The 20047-nt window shown below is 62.2% G+C and carries 19 protein-coding genes, 4 tRNA genes and 1 riboswitch; of the genes, 12 read left to right on the top strand and 11 right to left on the bottom strand.

Translation table 11 applies throughout. From position 1 onward, the window contains the following. Window positions 1-10 precede the first annotated feature (10 nt). On the top strand, window positions 11-1294 hold the full coding sequence (gene serS / locus MY55_RS12210) for a serine--tRNA ligase (RefSeq protein ID WP_047237144.1): 1284 nt from the start codon (window positions 11-13) through the stop codon (window positions 1292-1294). A 49-nt stretch (window positions 1295-1343) separates the two neighbouring features. On the opposite strand, the gene MY55_RS12205 is transcribed toward serS, so the two are convergent. The 4 genes from MY55_RS12205 to phaR form a co-directional block, all read right to left on the bottom strand. Continuing rightward, on the bottom strand, window positions 1344-3866 hold the full coding sequence (locus MY55_RS12205) for an EAL domain-containing protein (RefSeq protein WP_043575472.1): 2523 nt from the start codon (window positions 3864-3866) through the stop codon (window positions 1344-1346). Between the two features lie 141 nt (window positions 3867-4007). Then, on the bottom strand, window positions 4008-5099 hold the full coding sequence (locus MY55_RS12200) for an RICIN domain-containing protein (protein ID WP_167595296.1): 1092 nt from the start codon (window positions 5097-5099) through the stop codon (window positions 4008-4010). A gap of 161 nt (window positions 5100-5260) precedes the next feature. Next, window positions 5261-6583, bottom strand: coding sequence for a tetratricopeptide repeat protein (locus MY55_RS12195; RefSeq protein ID WP_065202410.1), 1323 nt, complete (start codon window positions 6581-6583; stop codon window positions 5261-5263). An 82-nt stretch (window positions 6584-6665) separates the two neighbouring features. Continuing rightward, window positions 6666-7226, bottom strand: coding sequence for a polyhydroxyalkanoate synthesis repressor PhaR (gene phaR, locus MY55_RS12190; protein ID WP_043575473.1), 561 nt, complete (start codon window positions 7224-7226; stop codon window positions 6666-6668). A 183-nt stretch (window positions 7227-7409) separates the two neighbouring features. Here phaR and MY55_RS12185 point away from each other — a divergent pair, with 183 nt between their 5' ends. Together MY55_RS12185 and MY55_RS12180 are read left to right on the top strand one after the other, a co-directional pair. Then, window positions 7410-7964 carry a phasin family protein gene (locus tag MY55_RS12185; RefSeq protein WP_043575474.1) on the top strand — a complete coding sequence of 185 codons (555 nt, stop codon included), beginning with the start codon at window positions 7410-7412 and terminating at the stop codon, window positions 7962-7964. A gap of 130 nt (window positions 7965-8094) precedes the next feature. Further along, complete coding sequence (locus MY55_RS12180; RefSeq protein ID WP_047237146.1) at window positions 8095-9228, top strand: M14 family metallopeptidase; 1134 nt, start codon at window positions 8095-8097, stop codon at window positions 9226-9228. A gap of 60 nt (window positions 9229-9288) precedes the next feature. Here MY55_RS12180 and MY55_RS12175 read toward each other — a convergent pair whose 3' ends face one another. The 3 genes from MY55_RS12175 to ygfZ all read right to left on the bottom strand — a co-directional run bounded on the left by MY55_RS12175 (window position 9289) and on the right by ygfZ (window position 12599). Then, entirely contained in the window at window positions 9289-11010 is a 1722-nt protein-coding gene (locus MY55_RS12175; protein ID WP_047237147.1) for a hypothetical protein, read from the bottom strand. Between the two features lie 161 nt (window positions 11011-11171). Further along, window positions 11172-11477, bottom strand: a complete 306-nt coding sequence (locus MY55_RS12170; RefSeq protein WP_043575478.1) for an H-NS histone family protein — start codon at window positions 11475-11477, stop codon at window positions 11172-11174. A gap of 96 nt (window positions 11478-11573) precedes the next feature. Then, complete coding sequence (ygfZ, locus tag MY55_RS12165) at window positions 11574-12599, bottom strand: CAF17-like 4Fe-4S cluster assembly/insertion protein YgfZ (RefSeq protein WP_052258071.1); 1026 nt, start codon at window positions 12597-12599, stop codon at window positions 11574-11576. Between the two features lie 220 nt (window positions 12600-12819). On the opposite strand from ygfZ, the gene MY55_RS12160 reads away from it, so the two are divergent. The 6 genes from MY55_RS12160 (at window position 12820) to MY55_RS12135 (ending at window position 15344) form a co-directional block, all read left to right on the top strand. After that, window positions 12820-12895, top strand: a tRNA-Asn gene (locus MY55_RS12160). Window positions 12896-12930: 35 nt separating this feature from the next. After that, a tRNA-Asn gene (locus MY55_RS12155) sits at window positions 12931-13006 on the top strand. A 26-nt stretch (window positions 13007-13032) separates the two neighbouring features. Continuing rightward, window positions 13033-13108 (top strand) — tRNA-Asn (locus MY55_RS12150). A gap of 85 nt (window positions 13109-13193) precedes the next feature. Then, window positions 13194-14051, top strand: coding sequence for a DMT family transporter (locus tag MY55_RS12145; RefSeq protein WP_043575480.1), 858 nt, complete (start codon window positions 13194-13196; stop codon window positions 14049-14051). A gap of 55 nt (window positions 14052-14106) precedes the next feature. Then, window positions 14107-14568, top strand: coding sequence for a large conductance mechanosensitive channel protein MscL (gene mscL / locus MY55_RS12140; RefSeq protein ID WP_043575482.1), 462 nt, complete (start codon window positions 14107-14109; stop codon window positions 14566-14568). Window positions 14569-14599: 31 nt separating this feature from the next. Continuing rightward, window positions 14600-14748: riboswitch (yybP-ykoY riboswitch) on the top strand. A 29-nt stretch (window positions 14749-14777) separates the two neighbouring features. Further along, a complete protein-coding gene (locus MY55_RS12135) occupies window positions 14778-15344 on the top strand; it encodes a TMEM165/GDT1 family protein (protein WP_043575484.1) in 567 nt (188 codons plus the stop codon). A 50-nt stretch (window positions 15345-15394) separates the two neighbouring features. On the opposite strand, the gene MY55_RS12130 is transcribed toward MY55_RS12135, so the two are convergent. From MY55_RS12130 to MY55_RS23470, 4 genes are all read right to left on the bottom strand, one after another. Continuing rightward, the gene (locus MY55_RS12130; protein ID WP_047237148.1) at window positions 15395-17194 is read right to left on the bottom strand and encodes a methyl-accepting chemotaxis protein; all 1800 of its coding nucleotides are present in this window, start codon (window positions 17192-17194) and stop codon (window positions 15395-15397) included. A gap of 80 nt (window positions 17195-17274) precedes the next feature. After that, window positions 17275-17880, bottom strand: a complete 606-nt coding sequence (locus MY55_RS12125) for a methyltransferase domain-containing protein (RefSeq protein WP_043575488.1) — start codon at window positions 17878-17880, stop codon at window positions 17275-17277. Window positions 17881-17895: 15 nt separating this feature from the next. Beyond that, window positions 17896-18276, bottom strand: coding sequence for a DUF1289 domain-containing protein (locus tag MY55_RS12120; RefSeq protein ID WP_043575490.1), 381 nt, complete (start codon window positions 18274-18276; stop codon window positions 17896-17898). 182 nt (window positions 18277-18458) lie between these two features. Beyond that, window positions 18459-18611 (bottom strand) — tRNA-Pro (locus MY55_RS23470). 139 nt (window positions 18612-18750) lie between these two features. On the opposite strand from MY55_RS23470, the gene MY55_RS12115 reads away from it, so the two are divergent. The 3 genes from MY55_RS12115 (at window position 18751) to MY55_RS12105 (ending at window position 19987) form a co-directional block, all read left to right on the top strand. Beyond that, window positions 18751-19038, top strand: a complete 288-nt coding sequence (locus tag MY55_RS12115; protein ID WP_065202409.1) for a restriction endonuclease subunit S domain-containing protein — start codon at window positions 18751-18753, stop codon at window positions 19036-19038. 55 nt (window positions 19039-19093) lie between these two features. Beyond that, window positions 19094-19513, top strand: a complete 420-nt coding sequence (locus MY55_RS12110) for a hypothetical protein (RefSeq protein WP_065202408.1) — start codon at window positions 19094-19096, stop codon at window positions 19511-19513. 165 nt (window positions 19514-19678) lie between these two features. Further along, the gene (locus MY55_RS12105; RefSeq protein WP_065202407.1) at window positions 19679-19987 is read left to right on the top strand and encodes an H-NS histone family protein; all 309 of its coding nucleotides are present in this window, start codon (window positions 19679-19681) and stop codon (window positions 19985-19987) included. The last annotated feature ends 60 nt before the right edge of the window (window positions 19988-20047 follow it).

Raw genomic sequence — 20047 nt, 5'->3', positions numbered from 1 at the left:
AGGAATAACCATGCTCGACATTACTCTGCTTCGCAACGACATCGACGCCGTAGCCGCCCGTCTGGCCGCGCGCGGCTACGCCCTGGACACCGTGGCTTTCAATCAGCTGGAATCCGACCGCAAATCGCTGCAGTCCCGCATGCAGGAGCTGCAGGCCAAGCGCAACGCGTCTTCCAAGCAGATCGGCGCGGCCAAGAGCAAGGGCGAGGATGTCTCCGCGATCATGGCGGAGGTCGCCACCCTGGGCGACGAGCTGAAGGCGGCCGAACAGGCTTTTGAAACCGTGCAGAAGCAACTGGACGGCTGGCTGATGACCATCCCCAACCTGCCGCACGAATCGGTGCCGGCCGGCAAGGACGACAGCCAGAACGTGGAAGTGCGCCGCGTCGGCGTGCCGCGCCAGTACGACTTCGAAGTGAAGGACCACGTCGATGTCGGCGCCCCGCTGGGCCTGGATTTCGACACCGGCGCCAAGCTGTCCGGCGCGCGCTTCACCGTGCTGAAGGGCGACATCGCCCGCCTGCACCGCGCCATCGCCCAGTTCATGCTGAACACCCACACCGGCAGCCACGGCTACGTCGAGCACTACACCCCTTACATCGTCAACGACACCGCGCTCTTGGGCACCGGCCAGCTGCCGAAATTCGCCGACGACATGTTCAAGGTGACTCGCGGCGGCGATGAAAGCGCCGCGCCGCAATACCTGATCTCCACTTCGGAAGTGACGCTGACCAACACCGTCGCCGACACCATCCTGAAGGAAGACGAGCTGCCGCTGAAGATGACCGCGCACTCGCCGTGTTTCCGTTCCGAGGCCGGCAGCTACGGCCGCGACACCCGCGGCATGATCCGCCAGCACCAGTTCGACAAGGTGGAGATGGTGCGCGTGGAGAAGCCGGAACACTCGTACGCCGCGCTGGAAGAAATGGTGGGCCACGCCGAAAACATCCTGAAGGCGCTGGAGCTGCCCTACCGCGTGGTGACGCTGTGCAGCGGCGACATGGGTTTCGGCGCCGCCAAAACCTATGATCTGGAAGTCTGGCTGCCGGCGCAGAACACCTACCGCGAAATCTCCAGCTGCTCGAACATGACCGACTTCCAGGCCCGCCGGATGAAGGCGCGCTACAAGGACGAAAACGGCAAGAACCAGCTGGTGCACACGCTGAACGGCTCCGGCCTGGCGGTGGGCCGTACCCTGGTGGCGGTGCTGGAAAACTACCAGAACGCCGACGGCAGCGTCACCGTGCCGACCGTGCTGCGCCCCTTCATGGGCAAGGACAAGATCGGCGGCTGATTCCCGTCCGCGTCTTGCAAAAACCGGCATCTCGCGATGCCGGTTTTTTTCATTTCTGCAGCAACGCAGGCGCGCGCGGCCGCGCCTGCGCCGCCAGCAAGGCCTCGAACGCCTCGCGCGGCACCGGCTGGCTGAACAGATAGCCCTGCGCGCAGTTGCAGCCCTGCTCCAGCAGGAAACGGCGCTGCGATTCGCGCTCCACGCCCTCCGCGACGATATCCAGGCCCAGGCTGCGGGCGATGGAGACGATGGCGCGGGTGATGGCGGCATCATCGCTGTCGCAGTGCAAATCGGCGATGAAGGAGCGGTCTATCTTCAGGCCGCGCACCGGCAGCCGCTTCAGATAGGCCAGCGAGGAATAGCCGGTGCCGAAGTCGTCTATCGACAGATACACCCCCAGCCGCTGCAGCCGGCGCAGCGTCTCCACCATGCCGCCACCCTCCTCCATCGCCACGCTCTCGGTGATTTCCAGCTCCAGCGCCGCGCTGTCCAGCCCGTACTCCGCCAGCACCTGCTCCAGTTGCCGCACGAAATCGCCATGCTTGAGCTGGCGGCCGGACACGTTGACCGCCAGCCGTCCGGCGTCCAGCCCGGCGTCGCGCCAGCGGCGGATGTCGGCGCAGGCGGCGTCCAGCACCCAGGCGCCCATCTGCACGATCAGCGCGCTCTCTTCGGCAATGGGAATGAAGCGGTCCGGCGCCACCAGGCCCAGCTCGGGGTGGCGCCAGCGCAGCAGCGCCTCGGCGCCGATGATGCGCCGGCTGTCCAGCGCCACCTTGGGTTGATACCACAACTCCAGCTCGCGCTGCGCCAGCGCGCGGTGCAGGCTGTATTCCAGCTTCAGCCGCTCCAGCGCGCGGGCGTTCATGTCGGCGGTGTAGAACTGGAAACCGTTCTTGCCGCTCTCCTTGGCGCGGTACATCGCGGTATCGGCATGCACCAGCAGGGTGTCGGCCTCGCGGCCGTCGTCCGGGAACATGCTGATGCCCATGCTGGCGGAGACGAACACTTGCTGGCCGGCGGCGCCGGACAATTCGGTGATGGCGTCCAGCAGCGCCTGCGCCCGGCCGGCCACCTGCGCCACGCCGTCAACACCTTCCAGCAGCACGGTGAATTCGTCGCCGGACAGTCTGGCCACGGTTTCCGTCGGCTGCAGCCGCGCCTGCAGCTGGCGCGCGATGCGGATCAGCAACTGGTCGCCGGCGTGGTGGCCCAGGGTATCGTTGACCAGCTTGAAGCGGTCCAGGTCGATGAACAGCAGCGCCAGGCCGCGGCGGTCGGCGGCGGCGCGCGCCACCGCGCCCTGCAGTTTTTCCAGGAACAGCGTGCGGTTGGGCAGGCTGGTCAGCGCGTCGTGGTTGGCCAGAAAGTGCAGCCTTTCCTCCGCCTGCTTGCGTTGGGTGATGTCGGAGAACACCGCCACGTAATGCAGGCATTCGCCGGCGGCGTCCCGTATCGCGGTGATGCTCAGGTGTTCGGTGTACAGCAAGCCGCCTTTGCGCCGGTTCACCACCTCGCCCTGCCAGCGGCCGTCGCGCAGCAGGCTGCGCCACAGCTGCTGGTAGAACTCCGGCGGCTGCTTGCCGGATTTGAGCATCGCCGGCGTCTGCCCCAGCGCTTCTTCCCGGCTATAGCCGGTGATGCGGGAAAAAGCCGGATTCACCGACTGGATCAGGCCGTTGCGGTCGGTGATGACGATGCCCTCCATCGTCGATTCGAACACCTTGTCGGCCAGCAGCAGGCTGTGGCGCGACTGCTGCAGCGCCTCGTCGCGCTGGCGCAGCGCCGCGTTCAGCTCATGCTGGTATTCGTGCTCGATGCCGCGCACGATGTCGTCGAAGCCTAGCAGCCGCAACGGCGCGCCATCGTCGCCGAACACCGCCAAGTGGCGGATGTCGTGCTGCTGGATCAGCTGCCGCGCCTGCAGCAGGCTGGCATGGCGCGGCACGCCTATCAAGGGCTGGCGGCAGCCCTCGGCCAGCGTGGCCGGGAACCCGCCCAGCGCCAGCCAGCGCAGCGCGTCGCGCTGGGTGAGGATGCCGAAGCCGCCCTGCGGCAAGGCCACCGCCAGGGCGCTGAGCGCCTGCTCCCGCATCACCCGCAGCGCCTCGGCCGGCGCCTGGCTCCCGGCCAGCACCACCGCCGGCGGCCCCGGCAAGTCGCTGACGCGCTTGACGATGAGGAAGGACTCCACGCCCTGGTTGCGGACGATATCGGTCAGCGTCAGCATGCCCAGCGGCCGGCCATGCTCCAACACCAGCGCGTGGCGCAGCTGGCGGCTGCGGAAGACCGCCACCGCGTCCGGCAGCGGCATGTCGTGCGGCAGCGTGGCCGGCGGCTCGCCCACCGCCCGCGACACTGGCGCGTCGGCGTCCGCTGGCGTCAGCGCCGTCCGCAGCGCGTCGGCCTCGGTCCAGATGCCGTGGATGGCGCCGTCGTCATCGCGAACCAGGATGGAGCTGCAGCCGGCGGCCACCATGCGGGCGGCGGCTTCGCGCAGACTGAACGACGGTGGGCAGCAAAGCAGATCGCAGGAAGCGATTCCGGCTATCGTCTGTGGCGGATGGGACATGGCGTTGAAATGGCTTCGTCATAAACGGTGGCGGCCATTATACCCGCAACCATGCCAATGAAAGGGTTGCCAGGTCAAAGTCCATGCAGAATGAAAAACGGCGCGCCCATCGCGCGCCGTTTCGCTCAGGCCCGCCGCGGTCTAATGCGCGGCAGCCGCCGGCAGCGACCACTGCTGTCCCGGGCCGCCGCATTGCAGCAGGCTGACCGGCTGCCCCGGCCGATTGGCGCTCAGGCACAAGCCGGAGCGCAGGCTGCGGACATGGCCGGCCGCCAGCTCCCAGCGCGACTTGCCGCTGCAGCTGCGCACCTCCACCCCGCTGCCGGTTTCTTCCAAGCAATAATTGTTTTGCAGCTGCAGCGACTGGTCGGCCGCATGCACCCAGGACTGGTTGGCGCCGCCGTTGCAGGCGTAGATGATCGCCGCGACGCCGTCGCCCAGGCCGCCCTTGGCGTCCAGGCACTGGCCGGCGTTGGCGATGGGCGCGCGCGCGCTGTTGCCGATGCCGTTTTCCTGCTCGCTGGATTGGCTGTAGACCGTGACTTTGGAATACGCCGGGCAGGCATCGCTGACCGAGCTGCCGCTGATGGCGGCCGCCATCGTCTTGCCGCCCGCGCTGCCGACCGGCGCGGCGAAGGCGGCCAGGCTGTAGGGCTGGCCCAGGCAGGTGGAGCGGCTGTTGTTCCACTCGAAATACTCGGTCCAGTTCACCATATTGCGCGGCGAGATCTTGCTGGCGGCGGTCTTGATGCTGCCCAGCTTGAACGAGCTGCCATCGGTCTGATCGGTGACGGTCACGCCCAGCCAGCCGCCCGGCTCGTAGGCGGCGCGGAAGCGGTAGCTATGGCCTTGCTTCCAGTCCACATGGATGCGGCAACTGCGGCCGGTGCCTTCGCCGGAGAAGGTGGTGCAGTAGCTGCCGGCGCTGCCTGGCTTGGCGTCGGTGGTGTCCCAGGCGGAAAACAGGAAGGTGCGCGCCCCGCCGCCATTGCTTTGCATGCCGGTGTAGGCGCCGGAAGTGCCGACCAGGTCGAACTGGTTGGCCCAGTACACATTGGCGGAATAGCCCGGATCGCGCTTGACGGTGATGGTGAAGTCCACCGCGTCCAGCCCGGCCGACGCGGCCGCCGGGAAACGGTAGTGGGTGTAAGTGCCGGGCGTCTTGCCCAGCGCATGGGCCAGCGGGGAGAGGGAGAGCAGCAACAGCAGGGGCAGCGTGGTCTTGGCGCGCATCGCGGTCATCCTTGGCATCGATTGACGGAAGGCCTGCGCTGGCGATGGCGGCTGCCTGCGCATGGCGGCGGCTATATCAATAACCAAACTCTGGCGGCGCATCAATCACAATTAATTACAAATAGCCGCCGCATATATTTGTATTTTTTAAAACTACAACCCTAGGCGCCCGGCTCGCCCACGCTGTCCACGCGTTGCGCGCAAATGAATTCGCCGGCCACCGGACAGCCGCCCTCGTCGCGCACCGGCAGCCGCTCCCGCGCCAGTACCCGCCAGCCGTCCGCCAGCAGACGCTCCAGATAGCGGGCGTGATGGCGGTAGCGGCCGCTGTGATGCAGCCGGTAATCAGCGTCGTCGCCATCATCCAGCCTTTCGGTGCAGAACAGCAGCAGCCCGCCCGGCCCCTGCCGCCGGCGCAGCAGGCCAAACAGCGGCGCCAGCTCGCCGAGGTAAGTCAGGGTGTCCATGCAGGCGATCAGCTGATAACGGCAGTCGCCGCCGTCACGCAGAAAGTCCAATAAGTCAGCCTGCGACAGCGCGTCGTACAGCGCCTTGCCGCGCGCCTGCGCCAGCATGCCGGCGCTCAGGTCGACGCCATCCAGCCGGCTGGCGTAAGGCCGCAGCGCCGCGCCGGCTAGGCCGGTGCCGCAGCCCAGGTCCAGCGCGGACAGTGAGCGCGGCGCGATGCCCTGGCCTGCCAGGCAATCGGCCAGCCATTGCGGCCCGCGGTAGCGCAGCCGCGCCAGCGCCGCTTCGAAATCGGCCGCAGCGGCGTCGAAAGCCCGGCCCACATAGGCGCCGTCGCAGACCGGGGGCGGCTCGCCCTTGCCGAAAGCGGCCAGCATGTGCAGCGCCACCGGATGGCCGGGCTGCTGCCGCAGCCAGCTCTCCGCCAGCGCCTGCGCCTCGTCGCGCCGGCCCAGTTCGCACAGCGCCTGTCCCACCGCGATCGGCGCCATCTTGCCCGGCGGCTCGGCCAGCACGCCTTCGGCATTGCTGCGCCTGGCCTCGTCGAAGCGGCCCTGCCGCAGCAGCAGCGCGGTCAACAGGTGATGCGCGTCCGGGCTGCCTGGTTCCAGCGCGATGGCGCGCCGGCAGGCGTGTTCGGCCTCTGCGTCGTCCCCTGCCTCGTCCAGCAGCGCCGCCAGATTCGTCCAATAAGCGTAACGGCCGCCATCCCCGGCCACCGCCGCCCTCAACGCCGCGATGGCCTCGTCGCGGCGTCCCAGCCGGGCGCAGGCCAGCCCCAGGTTGAAATGCCACTCGGCATGGCCGCCATCCATTGCCACCGCCTGCGCCAGCTCCCGCCGCGCCTCTTCCAGGCGGCCTTGCTGCAGCAATAGAAAACCCAGCCAATGCCGCGCAGCGACGCCGATCGCCGCATCCGCCAGCAAGGCGCGGTAATCCGCCTCGGCGCCAGCGGTTTCGCCGGCCAGATGCCGGCGCTGGGCCTGCCGCAAGCGCTGTCCGCCTTCCTGGCTCATCGTTGCTCCGTCGTCAAACGACAAAGCCGGAGACGCATCCGCCTCCGGCCGGTATCGGTGCCGCGCGCCGCCAAGCTGCGGCTCAGGGCTTGTCCTTGGGCTCCACGCCCGGATAGCCGGGGAAACCGAAGCCGCCGAACAGCTGCTTGGTCTGCTCCTGCATACGGTTCTGCATTTCCAGGAACATGCCGGTGCTCTGCTCCATGTAGTTAGCCATCATGTTCTGGATGGCCGGCCCCTGCAGATTCATGAACTCGCTCCACAGCGTGGTGTTGAGCATGGCGTTGTCGCCATACATCGCGCGCGTCTGTTCCTGCATTTTTTGCTGCAGTTGCGAGAAAAGCTGCAGGTTTTTCTCCAGGAAAGGCCCCATCATGCCCTGCATCGCCTGGCCGTAATAACGGATGAACTGGGTCAGCACTTCGTAGCTGAACATCGGCATGCCGCCGTTTTCCTCTTCCAGAATGATCTGCAGCAGCACGCCGCGGGTGATGTCCTCCTGGGTCTTGGCGTCCTGCACCTGGATGTCGACATTGTCCAATACCAGCTGCTTTACGTCTCCCAGCGTAATGTAGGAACTGGTGGCGGTATCGTACAGACGGCGGTTCGGGTACTTCTTGATGACCCGTTTCTCAACACTCATTTAACGCTCCTGGTTATTGTCGTGGCGTTGTGCGCTGGCAATCTAACATAAATACAACAGACTAGAGTAAATCTTCTACCACCTCCAGACGCGGCGTGCTACATTTCCACGTCATTGTGCGGCGCACAATCATCTTTACGGAAATCGTTGGCCCCATTTTCCACGCAATGGAGGTTTTACACCATGTCCTACAACAATGAACAGCTGAACAAACTTTCCCTCGCCGGCTTCGAATCCACGCTGCGCTTCGCGCAAATCGCGCTGGACAGCGCCGAGCGCCTGGTCAAACTGCAGCTGGACGCGTCCAAGCAATCGCTGGAAGACAACACCAAGGCCGCCAAGCAGCTGACCGAGCTGAAGGATCCGCAAGAAGCGGTCAATCACCTGAACAAACTGGCCACCCAATCCATCGACAAGGCGGTCAGCCATTCCCGCAATCTGTACGAAGTGGTTTCCGGCGCGCAAAGCGAGCTGAGCAAGCTGGTTGAGGAAAGCGTCGGCCATTTCAACAAATCGCTGATCAGCTCGATCGAATCGGTGGCCAAGAACGCCCCGGCCGGCTCCGACGCCACGCTGAACGCGGTGAAAACCTCGTTCGCCGCCGCCGCCGCCGCCGTCAACACCTTCAGCAAGGCCGCCCAGCAAGTTGCAGAATTCACCGACAGCAGCGTCAAGGCAGCCACCAGCGCCACCGCCGACGCGGTGAAGAATTCGGCCAAGCGCGGCGCCACCGTTTAAGCGCCCGCCGCCGCCCTCCAGGCCCCGCCACGCACCGGCGGGGCTTTTCCTTTATTAAAGGATGCGCAGCCCCCGCGACAGGTTTACAATCCGGGTTCTAGAGATTCAGCAAGCACTACGGGTTCCACGCATGAAAATCAGCAGCAACTTCGACGCCGGCAGCATCGAAATCGTCTCCGCCGACACCGCCGAGGACATCCAACTGCGCATCCGCCGCGACAACGCCGCGGAATTCGCGCAATGGTTCTACTTCCGCGCTCAGGGCGCTGCCTACCAGCACTGCAACTTCCGCTTCCTCAATGCCGGGGAGTGCGCGTACCCGCAAGGCTGGGTCGATTACCAGGCGATGGCCTCCTACGACCGCATCAACTGGTTCCGGGTGCCCACCCGCTACGAAGACGGCGTGATGACGATAGAGCATGTCCCGCTGTCGGGCAGCATCTATTACGCCTACTTCGAACCCTACTCCTACGAGCAGCACCTGAACCTGATCGGCCAGGCGCAGGGCTCCGGCCTGTGCCAGGTCTCCGACCTAGGCTCCACCGTGCAGGGACGCGACATCAACCTGCTGACCATAGGCCACGAAGTCGAATCCGATCTGAAGATCTGGATCACCGCGCGCCAGCATCCGGGCGAAACCATGGCGGAATGGCTGGTCGAGGGCCTGCTGAACCGCCTGCTGGACCCGCAAGACCCAACCAGCCGCGCGCTGCTGGATCGCGCCACCTTCTACGTGGTGCCGAACATGAACCCCGACGGCTCGGTGCTGGGCAATCTGCGCACCAACGCCGCCGGCGCCAACCTCAACCGCGAATGGTCGGAACCCAGCCTGGAGCGCAGCCCGGAAGTGCTGCTGGTGCGGGAAAAGATGCTGGAAACCGGCGTCGACCTGTTCCTGGACATCCACGGCGACGAAAACCTCCCCTACGTTTTCCTGGCCGGCACCGAAGGCGTGCCGTCCTGGAACGAAAAGCTGGAGGCGCTGGCCGACAACTTCCGCCACCACCTGCTGCTGGCCAGCCCGGATTACCAGACCGAACACGGCTACCCGCGCAACGAGGCCGGCAAAGCCAATATGGGCATCGCCACCAACTGGGTGTGCGAACAGTTCGGCTGCCTGGCTTTCACGCTGGAAATGCCGTTCAAGGACAACAACAACCTGCCGGACGACGACTTCGGCTGGAACGGCCAGCGCAGCCTGCGCCTGGGCGAAGCCCTGCTGTCGCCGATCTACGCGGTTCTGAACGATCTGACCGGCGAATAAGCAACGCCAGCCAACAAAAAGCCGACCCCGGGGTCGGCTTTTTTCATGCCGGCGGCGGCCTCACAGCACCACCGGCAACTTGTCCAGCGTCTTCACCAGCTCCACCTCCACCATGCACCAGTCACTGCCTTTTTCCAGCACCTTGCCGAGCGCGATCTGGAAATGCTTGCCGCGCGCGCTCATGTAGAACTGCTTGCCAAGCATGTACAGCGACAAGGGCAGGATCAGCGCGTTCACCAGCTTGCCGCTGCGGCGGTAAGGCATGAACAGGCTGATATGGCCGGCCAGCCACACCTGGTCGGGCGGCAGAGTGGGGTCGATCAATCTGGCGTCGGTCGGCCGCAGCGATGCCGCCAGCGGCCGGGTGCTCAGCGTTTCTATGCCCAGGTAGATGCGCTCGCGGCTGGTGCGCTTGACGCGCCGGATGATGCCGAGATTCCAGGACTCGCCATCCGCCTCGTGAAAACCTATCAGGCTGCCCAGGCTCACCCATTCGTTGCCCATCACATCCAGCGATACCCCCAAGCCGGTCTGGCTGATATTTTCCAGCGCCCACTTCTGGAATTCCTGCGGCGTGCCGGCCTCGGCGGTCTCTCCGGCCATCGACAGCGAGCCGGCCGGCAGCGGCGACAGCGATTTGTCGCGCTTGCGGCTGGTGACGAAGCCGTAAATGCGGATATTGGCCGCATCGTCGTAGCTGTCGCTGTCGACGCCGCGATGCTGCTGCATCGACTCTTCGTCCGGCTTGCGGATCAGCTTGTGCAATATGGTCAGCCGGTGCGCGACCTCGACATGGCGGTTGCTGACCGCCACCCGCTCCGCCCGCTCGAACACCACCGGCTTGGCCGCCCATTCCCGCGTCAGCACCCGCAGCAGCCCGGCGTCTATGCCCGGCTCCACCAGGCGCTTCAACTCCGGCGGAATGCGCCCGCCCTCCATCACGATCGCCCAGCCGTGCAGGATCTCCACCATATCCGCGGTATTCCAATAGCGGGTCTGCTCCCCTCCCCCCGCGCCCCGCGCCCTGGCGGCGGGTTTGGGATCGGTCAAGGTGACAGAGAAGCTGGCCTCGGCGAAATAGGCCTTGGTCATCGTCATCCGGTTGCTGAGCAGCGACAGCAACTCATAAGAGAAGTTGATTTGCCGGACGCTGAGGTTGCCGGTGCACAGCACCGACAACATTTGCAACGCCAGGTATAGGTCCTGGACGGTAGTGGCGGCGGATTTCTCGCCGAACAGGAATACCGGCTGGGAGTCGAAACCGCGCTGCTCGGCAAAACGATAAAGCTGATTGGCATTCATCCAGAAAACTTCATCCGGCTGAAAGTTGCGAATATATTGCCATCTGGCATATTCGGTCAGGTAATGCAGCATGCGAGCCAGCACCAACGGCAGATGGCTGCGTATTTTCAGTCCATTGGGATTATCTGCTGAGGCCGGCAATGCATATTGATAAAAATCGGTAAACTGCTTGCCATAATTAAGGATCTGCCCGCGCAACTGGCTTTCCAGCACCTTGGGCATCCGGGTGTTCATCAGGTATTGGACGCACAAGGTATCATGCAGCGCCTGCGTCTCCAGATTCAGGGTCAGCACTGCCTCCAGCAGGTCGGCGGAAAGTTCCAGCGAAGGCGAATTCAGGCCGCCCAGCAGTTCGGCCACCTTATCGTGCGCGGACGCGCCAAACTCCATGCGCAAAGCATCGACATAAGCCTTGGCCGCCGCCGCATTGGCCAAGGGATCCGGCTTGCCCTTGGACCCCCTTGAAAAGAAATCCAGCATGCGCTTGTCCAGTCTCGTTCAAAACCCGGTGCCGCGTCGCAGCACTGCCCTGAGCAATGCTACAAGTATTTATAGCAAGCGTAAAACGCTATCGCAGGCCGCTTGGCGCACCCGAAAAAAAAGCGCCATGGCGGCGCTTTTTGTAATGCGAATGACTAAGTTCAGATAGCCAGTTGTTCCAGCGACTTGCCGCTGTCGATCCAGGCTTGAACCCATGCCGGCTTGCGGCCGCGGCCGGTCCAGGTCAACTCGTTGTTGGACGGGTGACGATACTTGGCCTCCACCGGCTTGCGCACGGCGACGGTCTTGCTCAATACGTCTTCAACGCTCAAACCGTAAGCGCGGGCCAGTTCGATAATCTGCTTCTTGGCTTTGGATTTTTCTTCAACTTCACGGCGCTTGATTTCGTTTTCAACGTCAGCTTTCAGCGTGACCAGTTCGGTGAATTCCAGCTTGGACAGATCCATAACATGTTCCTTGATTATTGGTTTACCGATTACAGGATGTAATGTAGCCAATGCAATTGGGACAAGTCAAGAATTAAAAAGAAAACGCATTACCCCTTATTCTGTTACGGATTCCAGCGCATATGGCAATTCCAAAGCCGTCAGCGCAATAGTTCCCGCTTCATCGCCGAATATTCCAGACGACCAGGTCTGCGATTGCACCACTGCCAGGCCGCGATAACGGTCTTCAGCCACCTGGCACGACGCAGCCAGCATGCCAATACTCTGATCCGGCAATTGCGGGCTATATAGCTTGGAGCCGACAGCCAGCGCTTGCGAGAACTCCACCAAGAACATCCTGCGCTTCATCTTGCCCAGATACTGGCTGCGCGCGACGATTTCCTGGCCCGGATAGCATCCCTTCTTGAAATTTACCGCGCCGATCAATTCCATATTGGCCATTTGGGGAACAAACTGTTCCTGAGTGGCTTGCGACACCCAGGCAATGCCTGCATTGATATCGCGCAGCGCCCAGATCTCAGGCGCAAGCGGGCGCAGCTCGGCTGCGGCAATATCCTGCCGCAGCGACGCATTTTCGCCCAACGCCAACATAAAGCCCCCCTCCGGCAGGGCCAGCAGCACTGCGCCATCGGCGCTCAGCGTTTGCAAGCTCTCCAATCCAGCCACGCCCGGGAAATATTTGCGCAAAGTTTCAACCGCCTGCGGCCCCGACATTCCCAGCAAAGACCATTCGTCCGCCAGCGATATCTTCACCTTGGAGCGCAGCACGAACATGGTCAGGCGTTTGACTATCGCAGCCGCAATATCCGCCGCCACCATCAGATAATAGGCGCCTTGATGCTGCCAAATCATAAAACTCGCCAGCATGCGGCCTTTCGCGCTGGAGTAAGTGCTGTACTGCGCCCGGCCTTCTACCAGCTCGCGAATATCGCTGGACAATTGGCTTTGCAAAAAGGCAGCGGCGTCTTCGCCTTCCGCTTTTATCACGGCGAAATTCGCCAACGGCGCCAACACCGACTGCCGCAGCAAAGCCTCGACCTGGCTCAATCGCTCGCCAAGCGGCAACTCGCCGTCGCTCGCCAGGCCCTTCTGTCCCAGCCATTCATTCCAGAACGCGTCCATGCTTCCCATCCTTTGAATCGTTATTTCCATCCGCGATCTTAACGCCAAGCAATGCGCCGTCGCCAGCAGCGCAAACCATGCCAATGCCGGGGAGCGGAAAATTTCATTCCATAACAAGAGCCTACCCGCTCCCCACCCAAAACCCCAAAGAAAATCGCCCCTGTCGCCGCGAAAACCGTTGACACGCCTGACTGCCGCGTATATAGTTCGCCCTCTCAATTCCCTGATAGCTCAGTCGGTAGAGCGACGGACTGTTAATCCGCAGGTCGCAGGTTCGAGCCCTGCTCGGGGAGCCAACCCATCCTAAGGTTGGACAATTTGAGACGCGTGTTCCCTGATAGCTCAGTCGGTAGAGCGACGGACTGTTAATCCGCAGGTCGCAGGTTCGAGCCCTGCTCGGGGAGCCACACGCCGCCCGATTTCAAAGTTTTGTTCCCTGATAGCTCAGTCGGTAGAGCGACGGACTGTTAATCCGCAGGTCGCAGGTTCGAGCCCTGCTCGGGGAGCCAGATTGCACGAGAAGCCGCAGCCTACGCTGCGGCTTTTTCGTTTGGCGTTTCCCACTTACAATCAATCTCCATCCTTGGAGACGCCATGCCCAGCAAACCCACCCTGCTCGCCGCCGGAGCCATCGCGCTCTGGGCCTCGCTCGCCACCCTGGGCGCGCTGACCCGCTCGTTGCCGCCCTTCTTCGTGGTCGGCGTCAGCCTGACCGTAGGCAGCCTACTGGCGCTGCCCCGCATCCGCGAGTGGCGCGTGCCGATCCCCACCCTGCTGGTCGGCGTCTACGGCCTGTTCGGCTACCACTTCCTGCTGTTCTTCGCCTTCCGCATGGCCCCCGCGCTGGAGGCCAACCTGCTCAATTACCTGTGGCCGCTGCTGATCGTGATGCTGACGCCGCTGTTCCGCCCCGGCTCGCGCCTGGGCGCCCGCCACCTGATCGGCGGCGCGCTGGGCTTCGCCGGCGCGGCGCTCATCGTCAGCGGCGGCTCTCTGAGCTTGTCCCAACAATACTTACCCGGCTACCTGCTGGCCATGGCCGCCGCGATCGTATGGTCGACCTTCAGCCTGGCGCTGGGCAGGCTCCCCGACTTTCCCGGCAGCGCCGTCGGCGGCTTCTGCCTGATTTCCGGCCTATTGTCGCTGCTGTGCCATGCGCTGTTCGAGCCCGCGGCCCAGCCCAGCGCCCTGCAATGGGCCACCTTGCTGCTGCTGGGACTAGGCCCGATGGGCGGCGCCTTTTTCCTGTGGGAGCGCGCGCTGAAGCATGGCGACCCGCGCCAGATCGGCTCGCTTTCCTACGTCACGCCATTGCTGTCCACCCTGTTGCTGGCCGTCAGCGGCCAGGGCCAGTTGAACCCGCTGGCGCTGCTGGCCATCCTGCTGATCCTGGGAGGAGCGCTGCTAGGCACGTTGTCCGACAACCGCAAGCCTGCCGATCAAGCGGCCTGAGTTTTCACAAAACAACAAAACAGTTAAAATTATTTAAATCAAAAAAGGAGGTTGCATGTCCGTTCTGAAAGAATTCAAGGAATTCGCCGTCAAAGGCAATGTCATCGACCTGGCGGTCGGCGTGGTCATCGGCGGCGCTTTCGGCTCCATCGTCAAATCGCTGGTCGACGACATCATCATGCCGCCGATCGGCTTGCTGATCGGCAATGTCGATTTTTCCAACCTGTTCTTCGTGCTGAAAGACGGCGCCAAGCAAGCCGGCCCCTATGTATCGGTTGCCGCCGCCAAGCAGGCCGGCGCCACCACGCTGAACCTGGGACTGTTCATCAACGCGCTGGTCAGCTTCACCATCGTCGCCTTCGCCATCTTCATGCTGGTCAAGGCCATCAACCGCCTCAAGCGCGAGGAAGCCGCTCCGGCGCCCGCTGCGCCCGCCACCAAGGAATGCCGCTACTGCCTATCGTCCATCCCGGACAAGGCCACCCGCTGTCCTTGCTGCACCTCTCAGCTCGACTAAGCTTGCCGACGCCGGGCAATTCCCCTACAATCCGGCTCGTTCTGGGGGAGTAGCCTCGGCGCGCGACAGCGCCGGCAAGCGTCAACATGCTTGGCTTCGGCCATGGCGCTTGCGACGAGCTTCCGTTTGGCAAGACCCATGACATGCTTGCGTATCGCGGGGCCGCGGCGCAGGTTTGTCATGGCGCACGCGCGGCCCCTGGAGTTCCCATGGAAGCATTCCTGATTTCCACCGGCGTGGTGGCCTTGGCCGAAATCGGCGACAAGACCCAGTTGCTGGCCCTGCTGCTCGCGTCCCGCTTCAAGAAACCCATCCCCATCATTCTCGGCATTTTCGTCTCCACGCTGGTGAACCACTTCGCCGCGGCAGCCGTCGGCCAATGGCTGATGACCAAGATCGGCCCCGACTTCATGCGCTGGGGCCTGGGCATCTCTTTCGTGATGATGGCGGTCTGGATGCTGATCCCGGACAAACTGGATGAAGACGGCGGCCTGCGCGAACGCTTCGGCGTATTCGGCACCACGGTCATCGCCTTTTTCCTGGCCGAAATGGGCGACAAGACCCAGATCGCCACCGTCGCGCTGGCCGCCCGCTTCCACGAGCTGCCGATGGTGGTGGCCGGCACCACGCTGGGCATGATGATAGCCAACGTGCCCGCCGTGCTGCTGGGCGAAGTGGCCGCCAAGAAGCTGCCGCAAAAACTGATGCACGGCATCGCCGCGGTATTGTTCGTGGTGCTGGGCGTCATCACGCTGATGTCGCCGCTGACTCTCTAAGCGACCCAAAAAAAGGGAGGCTTCCGCCTCCCCGCCTCATCACCCTCGGCTCAGCCTTGAGCCAGCAGGCTGTTGGGGTCGAAGCCCACCCGCAGCGCCCCCCAATGCCGCCCGCGCAGTTGCAGCGGCAGCACCACTTCGGACAACACTTCGCCGGTATCGCGGCTGTAAGTCTGCAGCAGGAACGGTTGATTGTTGCGCGCCGCGCGCAAACCGGCTGGATCGTTGAAGATGCGCTTGTCGCGGCTTTCGGCCAAGTCCCGCGCCGCGTCGCCGCTCAGCGGCCGGCTGTACCAGCTGTTATGGGTGGGCGCGTAACCGTTGCCATCCACCGCCACGCAGAACTTGCCTCCCGGAATCAAGCCCACCAGTTTGTCCAGCATCGGCTGCAACAGTTTTTCCAGCTTGCCGTCGTAAACGGTGCGGTATTTGACCGGCGCGGTGCCCGCGATGGGCTGGTAGCGCTGATCGAACAGATCCACCCCGCGCTGCAATTCGGCCTGCAGCAGCTGCTGCACCTCGTCGCGCACTCCCCGCGCTTGATTCACCGCCTGATCGAACACGCCGTCGCCGATCACGAACTTCGACACCAGTTCCTGCACCTGCTCGGCTGCCGCGGTCAACTCCGCCGCCGCGCTCTCGGTCTGGCCCAGGCGGCCGCTCACCTGCCGCCCCAACACGTGGATTTCCGCCACGTGCTCGTTCACCTGGTGATTGGACTCGGAGAAATCGTGCATGGTCGCCGCGATCTGGCTCAGGCTGGTCGAGGTGGCCTCGAAGTCGCCCATCATCTTGCTGAAGTGCTCGGAAGCGCGTGAAATCACGTCGCGCGCCTGATTAGTATCCTGGGTGATCGCCGCCGTCTCCTGCTGCGTTTCCGCCACCAGGCCCAGCATGCCATCGATATTGTGCGAGATTTCGTCGGTGGCCTTTTTCACCCGCTCCGCCAGCTTGCGCACCTCGTCCGCCACCACCGCGAAGCCGCGGCCGCTTTCGCCGGCGCGCGCCGCCTCGATCGCCGCGTTCAAGGCCAGCAGATTGGTCTGCTCCGACACGTCCTTGATCAGATCGACGATGGTCTTGATGCTCGCCGAACGCTGGCTGAGATCCTCCACCGTCAGATTGAAATGACCCACCTTGCGGCTGATGTCGTGGATGCTGCCGGTCACCAGCCGCAATTCCTCGCAAGACTCCTGCGCCACCTTCAAGTTTTCCGCCGTGGTGGCGGAAATCGCCTCGGTCTGCTCGGTCACCTGCTCCACGCCGCGCGTGCTCTGCTCGCTGGCCTGGCTCACCTGCCTGGCCAGCTCGTCTTGCTGGCGCGCGCTGCCCAGCGATTCGGTGACGTTGCGCCGCGTCACCGCCGAGTCCATCGCGATGCGCACCGTCATCAGGCGGACGTTGCTGATGATCTCGCGCATCTTCAACAGGAAACGGTTGTACGACAGCGATAGATCGCGGATTTCATCGTAAGTCACCGTGGGAATCTCGCGCGACAGGTCGCCGGCGCCGGCGCCGATTTCATTGAAGATCTGGATGATCATGTTAAGCGGCCGCACGATCAGATAACGCAGATACCACACCATGAAAGCGATGAAGACGAAACTGACCAGCCATAAGCCCAGCGTCCAGGACAACGCGCTGTCGATATTTCCCTCCACGCTGGCCAGCACCTGCGGCGCCACCCCGGCCGTCCGCAGAGTCGCGCGGATATCAGACAGCGCGTAATAGCAATATCCCACCATCAAAAGCTGAAAGCCGCTGATGAAGAAGAAGCTGCATAATTTTCTGCTGAGGGTATTCCAGAAGTTTTTTTCCGAAAACGTGTAAAGACGCCAAAACCACTCCATTTGCTCTCCTCCTGAACAGTCCGCATCATTATTTTTATTGGTCGGTATTTTTTCTTAAAACGATTCGAATGGCCAGAACCTCACGCCGTCAAAGCTTGATCCAGATCAAGCTTGCGCCTGCGCCAGACCATCCAGTGCTCCTGGCCGCGGAACACTGGCAATCCAGTCGGCAACAATTGCTTTTCCTCCAGCGAAAACCAATTACCCAGCAACGCTTCCAATTGCGCCTCCGCAATGCCGAACGGCGGCCCGCGGTCGGTTTGCGCCAGGAAGAACACCCCGGCCAGCGCTCCGCCAGGCGCCACCAGCCTCGCCACGCCATCAGCATATCCCTTTCTCATGGCAATGGGCAAAGCGCACAAAAAAGCCCGCTCGAACACACAGTCGAAAGCGGGCAAATCCAGTTGGAAAAAATCGGCCAGCATCAGCTTGTCCGCCAGGCCTGGCCATTGCCTGCGCGCCAGATCCAGCGCCGACTGGCTGAAGTCCACCGCCAGCACCTGATGGCCCATGGCGTGCAGCGGCGGCATATCCGACGCGCTGCCGCAGCCGGGCAGCAAGACCCGCATCGGCACCTGGCCAGAAAAGAAGTCCCGGGCCGGCGCTGGCAGCTCCGCCCCCTCCCAAGGCATCACGCCCTCCTGGTAGCGCTGCTCCCAAAACTGCGGCTGCGAACTATCCTGCATGCGTCCTCCAGAAAATCAACGTTGCGCCAGCAGCCAGCTGGCCGCCCGCTCCAGCGTCAAGCCCTCGCAACACAGCTGTTCGTCCCGCCCCGCGGCATCACGCCGCAGCAGCGCGCCGCCGCCTTCCTCCAGCCGGTAGTGCGAGCCGTCCGGCAACCTGCCCCACTCGACGCCATCCAGGCTGTCCAGCTCCAGCAGCGCCGAACACGCGGCCGCCAGCTGCAACAGCCGCTGCCGCTGCGGCAGGCGGCTCCATACCGCTTCGCGCTCATCCGCGCCCATGAAGCACCACTGGCTGATCTCGCCGAAAGTGCGGGCGCAGCCGCGGCAGACATTGTCGCCAAGCGCGGTCGAACACAGGGCGATGCAAGGCGAATCGGGACGGGTCGTACTCATGGAAATCCATTGCTCAACACAAATGAAAACAAAATCTTGCGGAAATAACCGCCCGTTTATTCAAAAAGGCGGAATAGCAGAATATATCAGTTGCGGAGAAAATCAAACGACGCGGAGAAACCGCGGGAGGAAAACAAAAAGCCCGGAATGATCCGGGCTTTTCATCAAACTGAATTTGGTTTTGGTCGGGGTGAGAAGATTCGAACTTCCGACCCCCTGCACCCCATGCAGAATGCCCGCACCACCATCATTTAAAATCAACAACTTACAGGATTGTCTTACTGAAAATTCGTAGCAACCTAGCATGACGCGGAACCACGCGGAACTACACCCCCCCACAATTCCCCCACAGCACCAAAAAGCCTCCCGCCCTTTACATCTAGGCTAATTTAGCCTAACATGTGGATATTAGGTGGCGCGCAGAAAGCCACTCAGCAGTCCGAGGGGGCTAGTCGTCGCCGCCTTGAGAACGGCATGAAACTTTCACAATTAGCAACCATTCGTACTAATTTTCCAGAAGCCCATTTTTGGATCATCAGGCGAGGCTCAGCAGATCGATGCGGCAAACCAATCCGAGAGTTCAACCCTGAACATATTGGCATACGGATCGAAGCAACCGACATGCTCTTACCTGACTATCTGTACTACGTCATGATGCACATCCATCATGCCGGATACTGGCAAGGCATAGCAACTGGTAGCTTGAGCTTGGTTAACATCAAGGTTTCAGACGTTCGCAATATCCAGCTGCCACCTAAGTAAGCCCGCCCCAAGCCTCAAGGCTTGGGACTGGCCTACCCATCCTTGAGGCACCCAAATGAAAATTCATCTTCCAAGCATCGCTGATCAGCAGAAATTCATTTTTGAGGAGGCGACCAAAGAAGCCATTGCTCTCTTGCAAGCAAATCTACAAGCCCCCGTACTTCCTGGCCAGCAAGAAGTAGATGAAAGCCAGTACAAGCGCGACCACTTATTACGACAAGATGAAGGCTGGGAAGCCCCCTCGCCGGATATCGTTGGCGCATACTTCCGCCACTTTCAAATGCATTTTCCTGAATATGGGACCGATGCGCAACTTGGCACTTTGCTAGGCTTGCGTGGCAAGAATAGAGATCGGCGCATCCGATCGTTCAAAGATGGCAGTGTTGTCATGCCCTACGAGCTATGGCGCCGATTCCTCATTATTACCGGCCGTGCCCCGCAAGATGTCTTGAAAGTATTGGCCTACATGGCCTGACAGGTACATTCTCTTTCGCAAAGATGAGCCATGGGCTAAATTGATGGAAGCAATGAGAAGTTGAAAGAAAATTTAAATTAAATCCTTTAATTCTTGACTTACCCCACTACCATTAGCTACATTACAGCCTGAAATTATCAAACCTATAATCAAGAGGGATATCTCATGGATTTGTCCAAGCTGGAATTTACCGCACTGATTGCCCTGAAGGCTGACGTAGAAGGCGAAATCAAACGCCGCGAAGTTGAAGAAAAATCCAAGGCCAAGAAGCAGATTCTCGAACTGGCTCGCTCCTTTGGCCTGAGCGTAGAAGATGTGCTGAGCAGCAAAATCGCCGGCACTCGCAAGCCCGTTGAAGCCAAGTACCGCCATCCAGATGATAGCAGCCTGACGTGGACCGGCCGTGGTCGAAAACCTGCCTGGGTACAGGCTTGGATCGACAGCGGCAAAGCTATGGAAACACTGGCTATCTAACTCCAAGATAAGTCTCATAAAAAAAACGACGCTTCGGTCGGCGTTTTACTTTTTAACTTA

The organism is Chromobacterium subtsugae, from assembly GCF_001676875.1.
In the GTDB taxonomy this organism is placed as follows: domain Bacteria; phylum Pseudomonadota; class Gammaproteobacteria; order Burkholderiales; family Chromobacteriaceae; genus Chromobacterium; species Chromobacterium subtsugae.
Note: the sequence above shows the minus strand (reverse complement) of the source record. Positions and strands in the feature narration are given on the sequence as shown.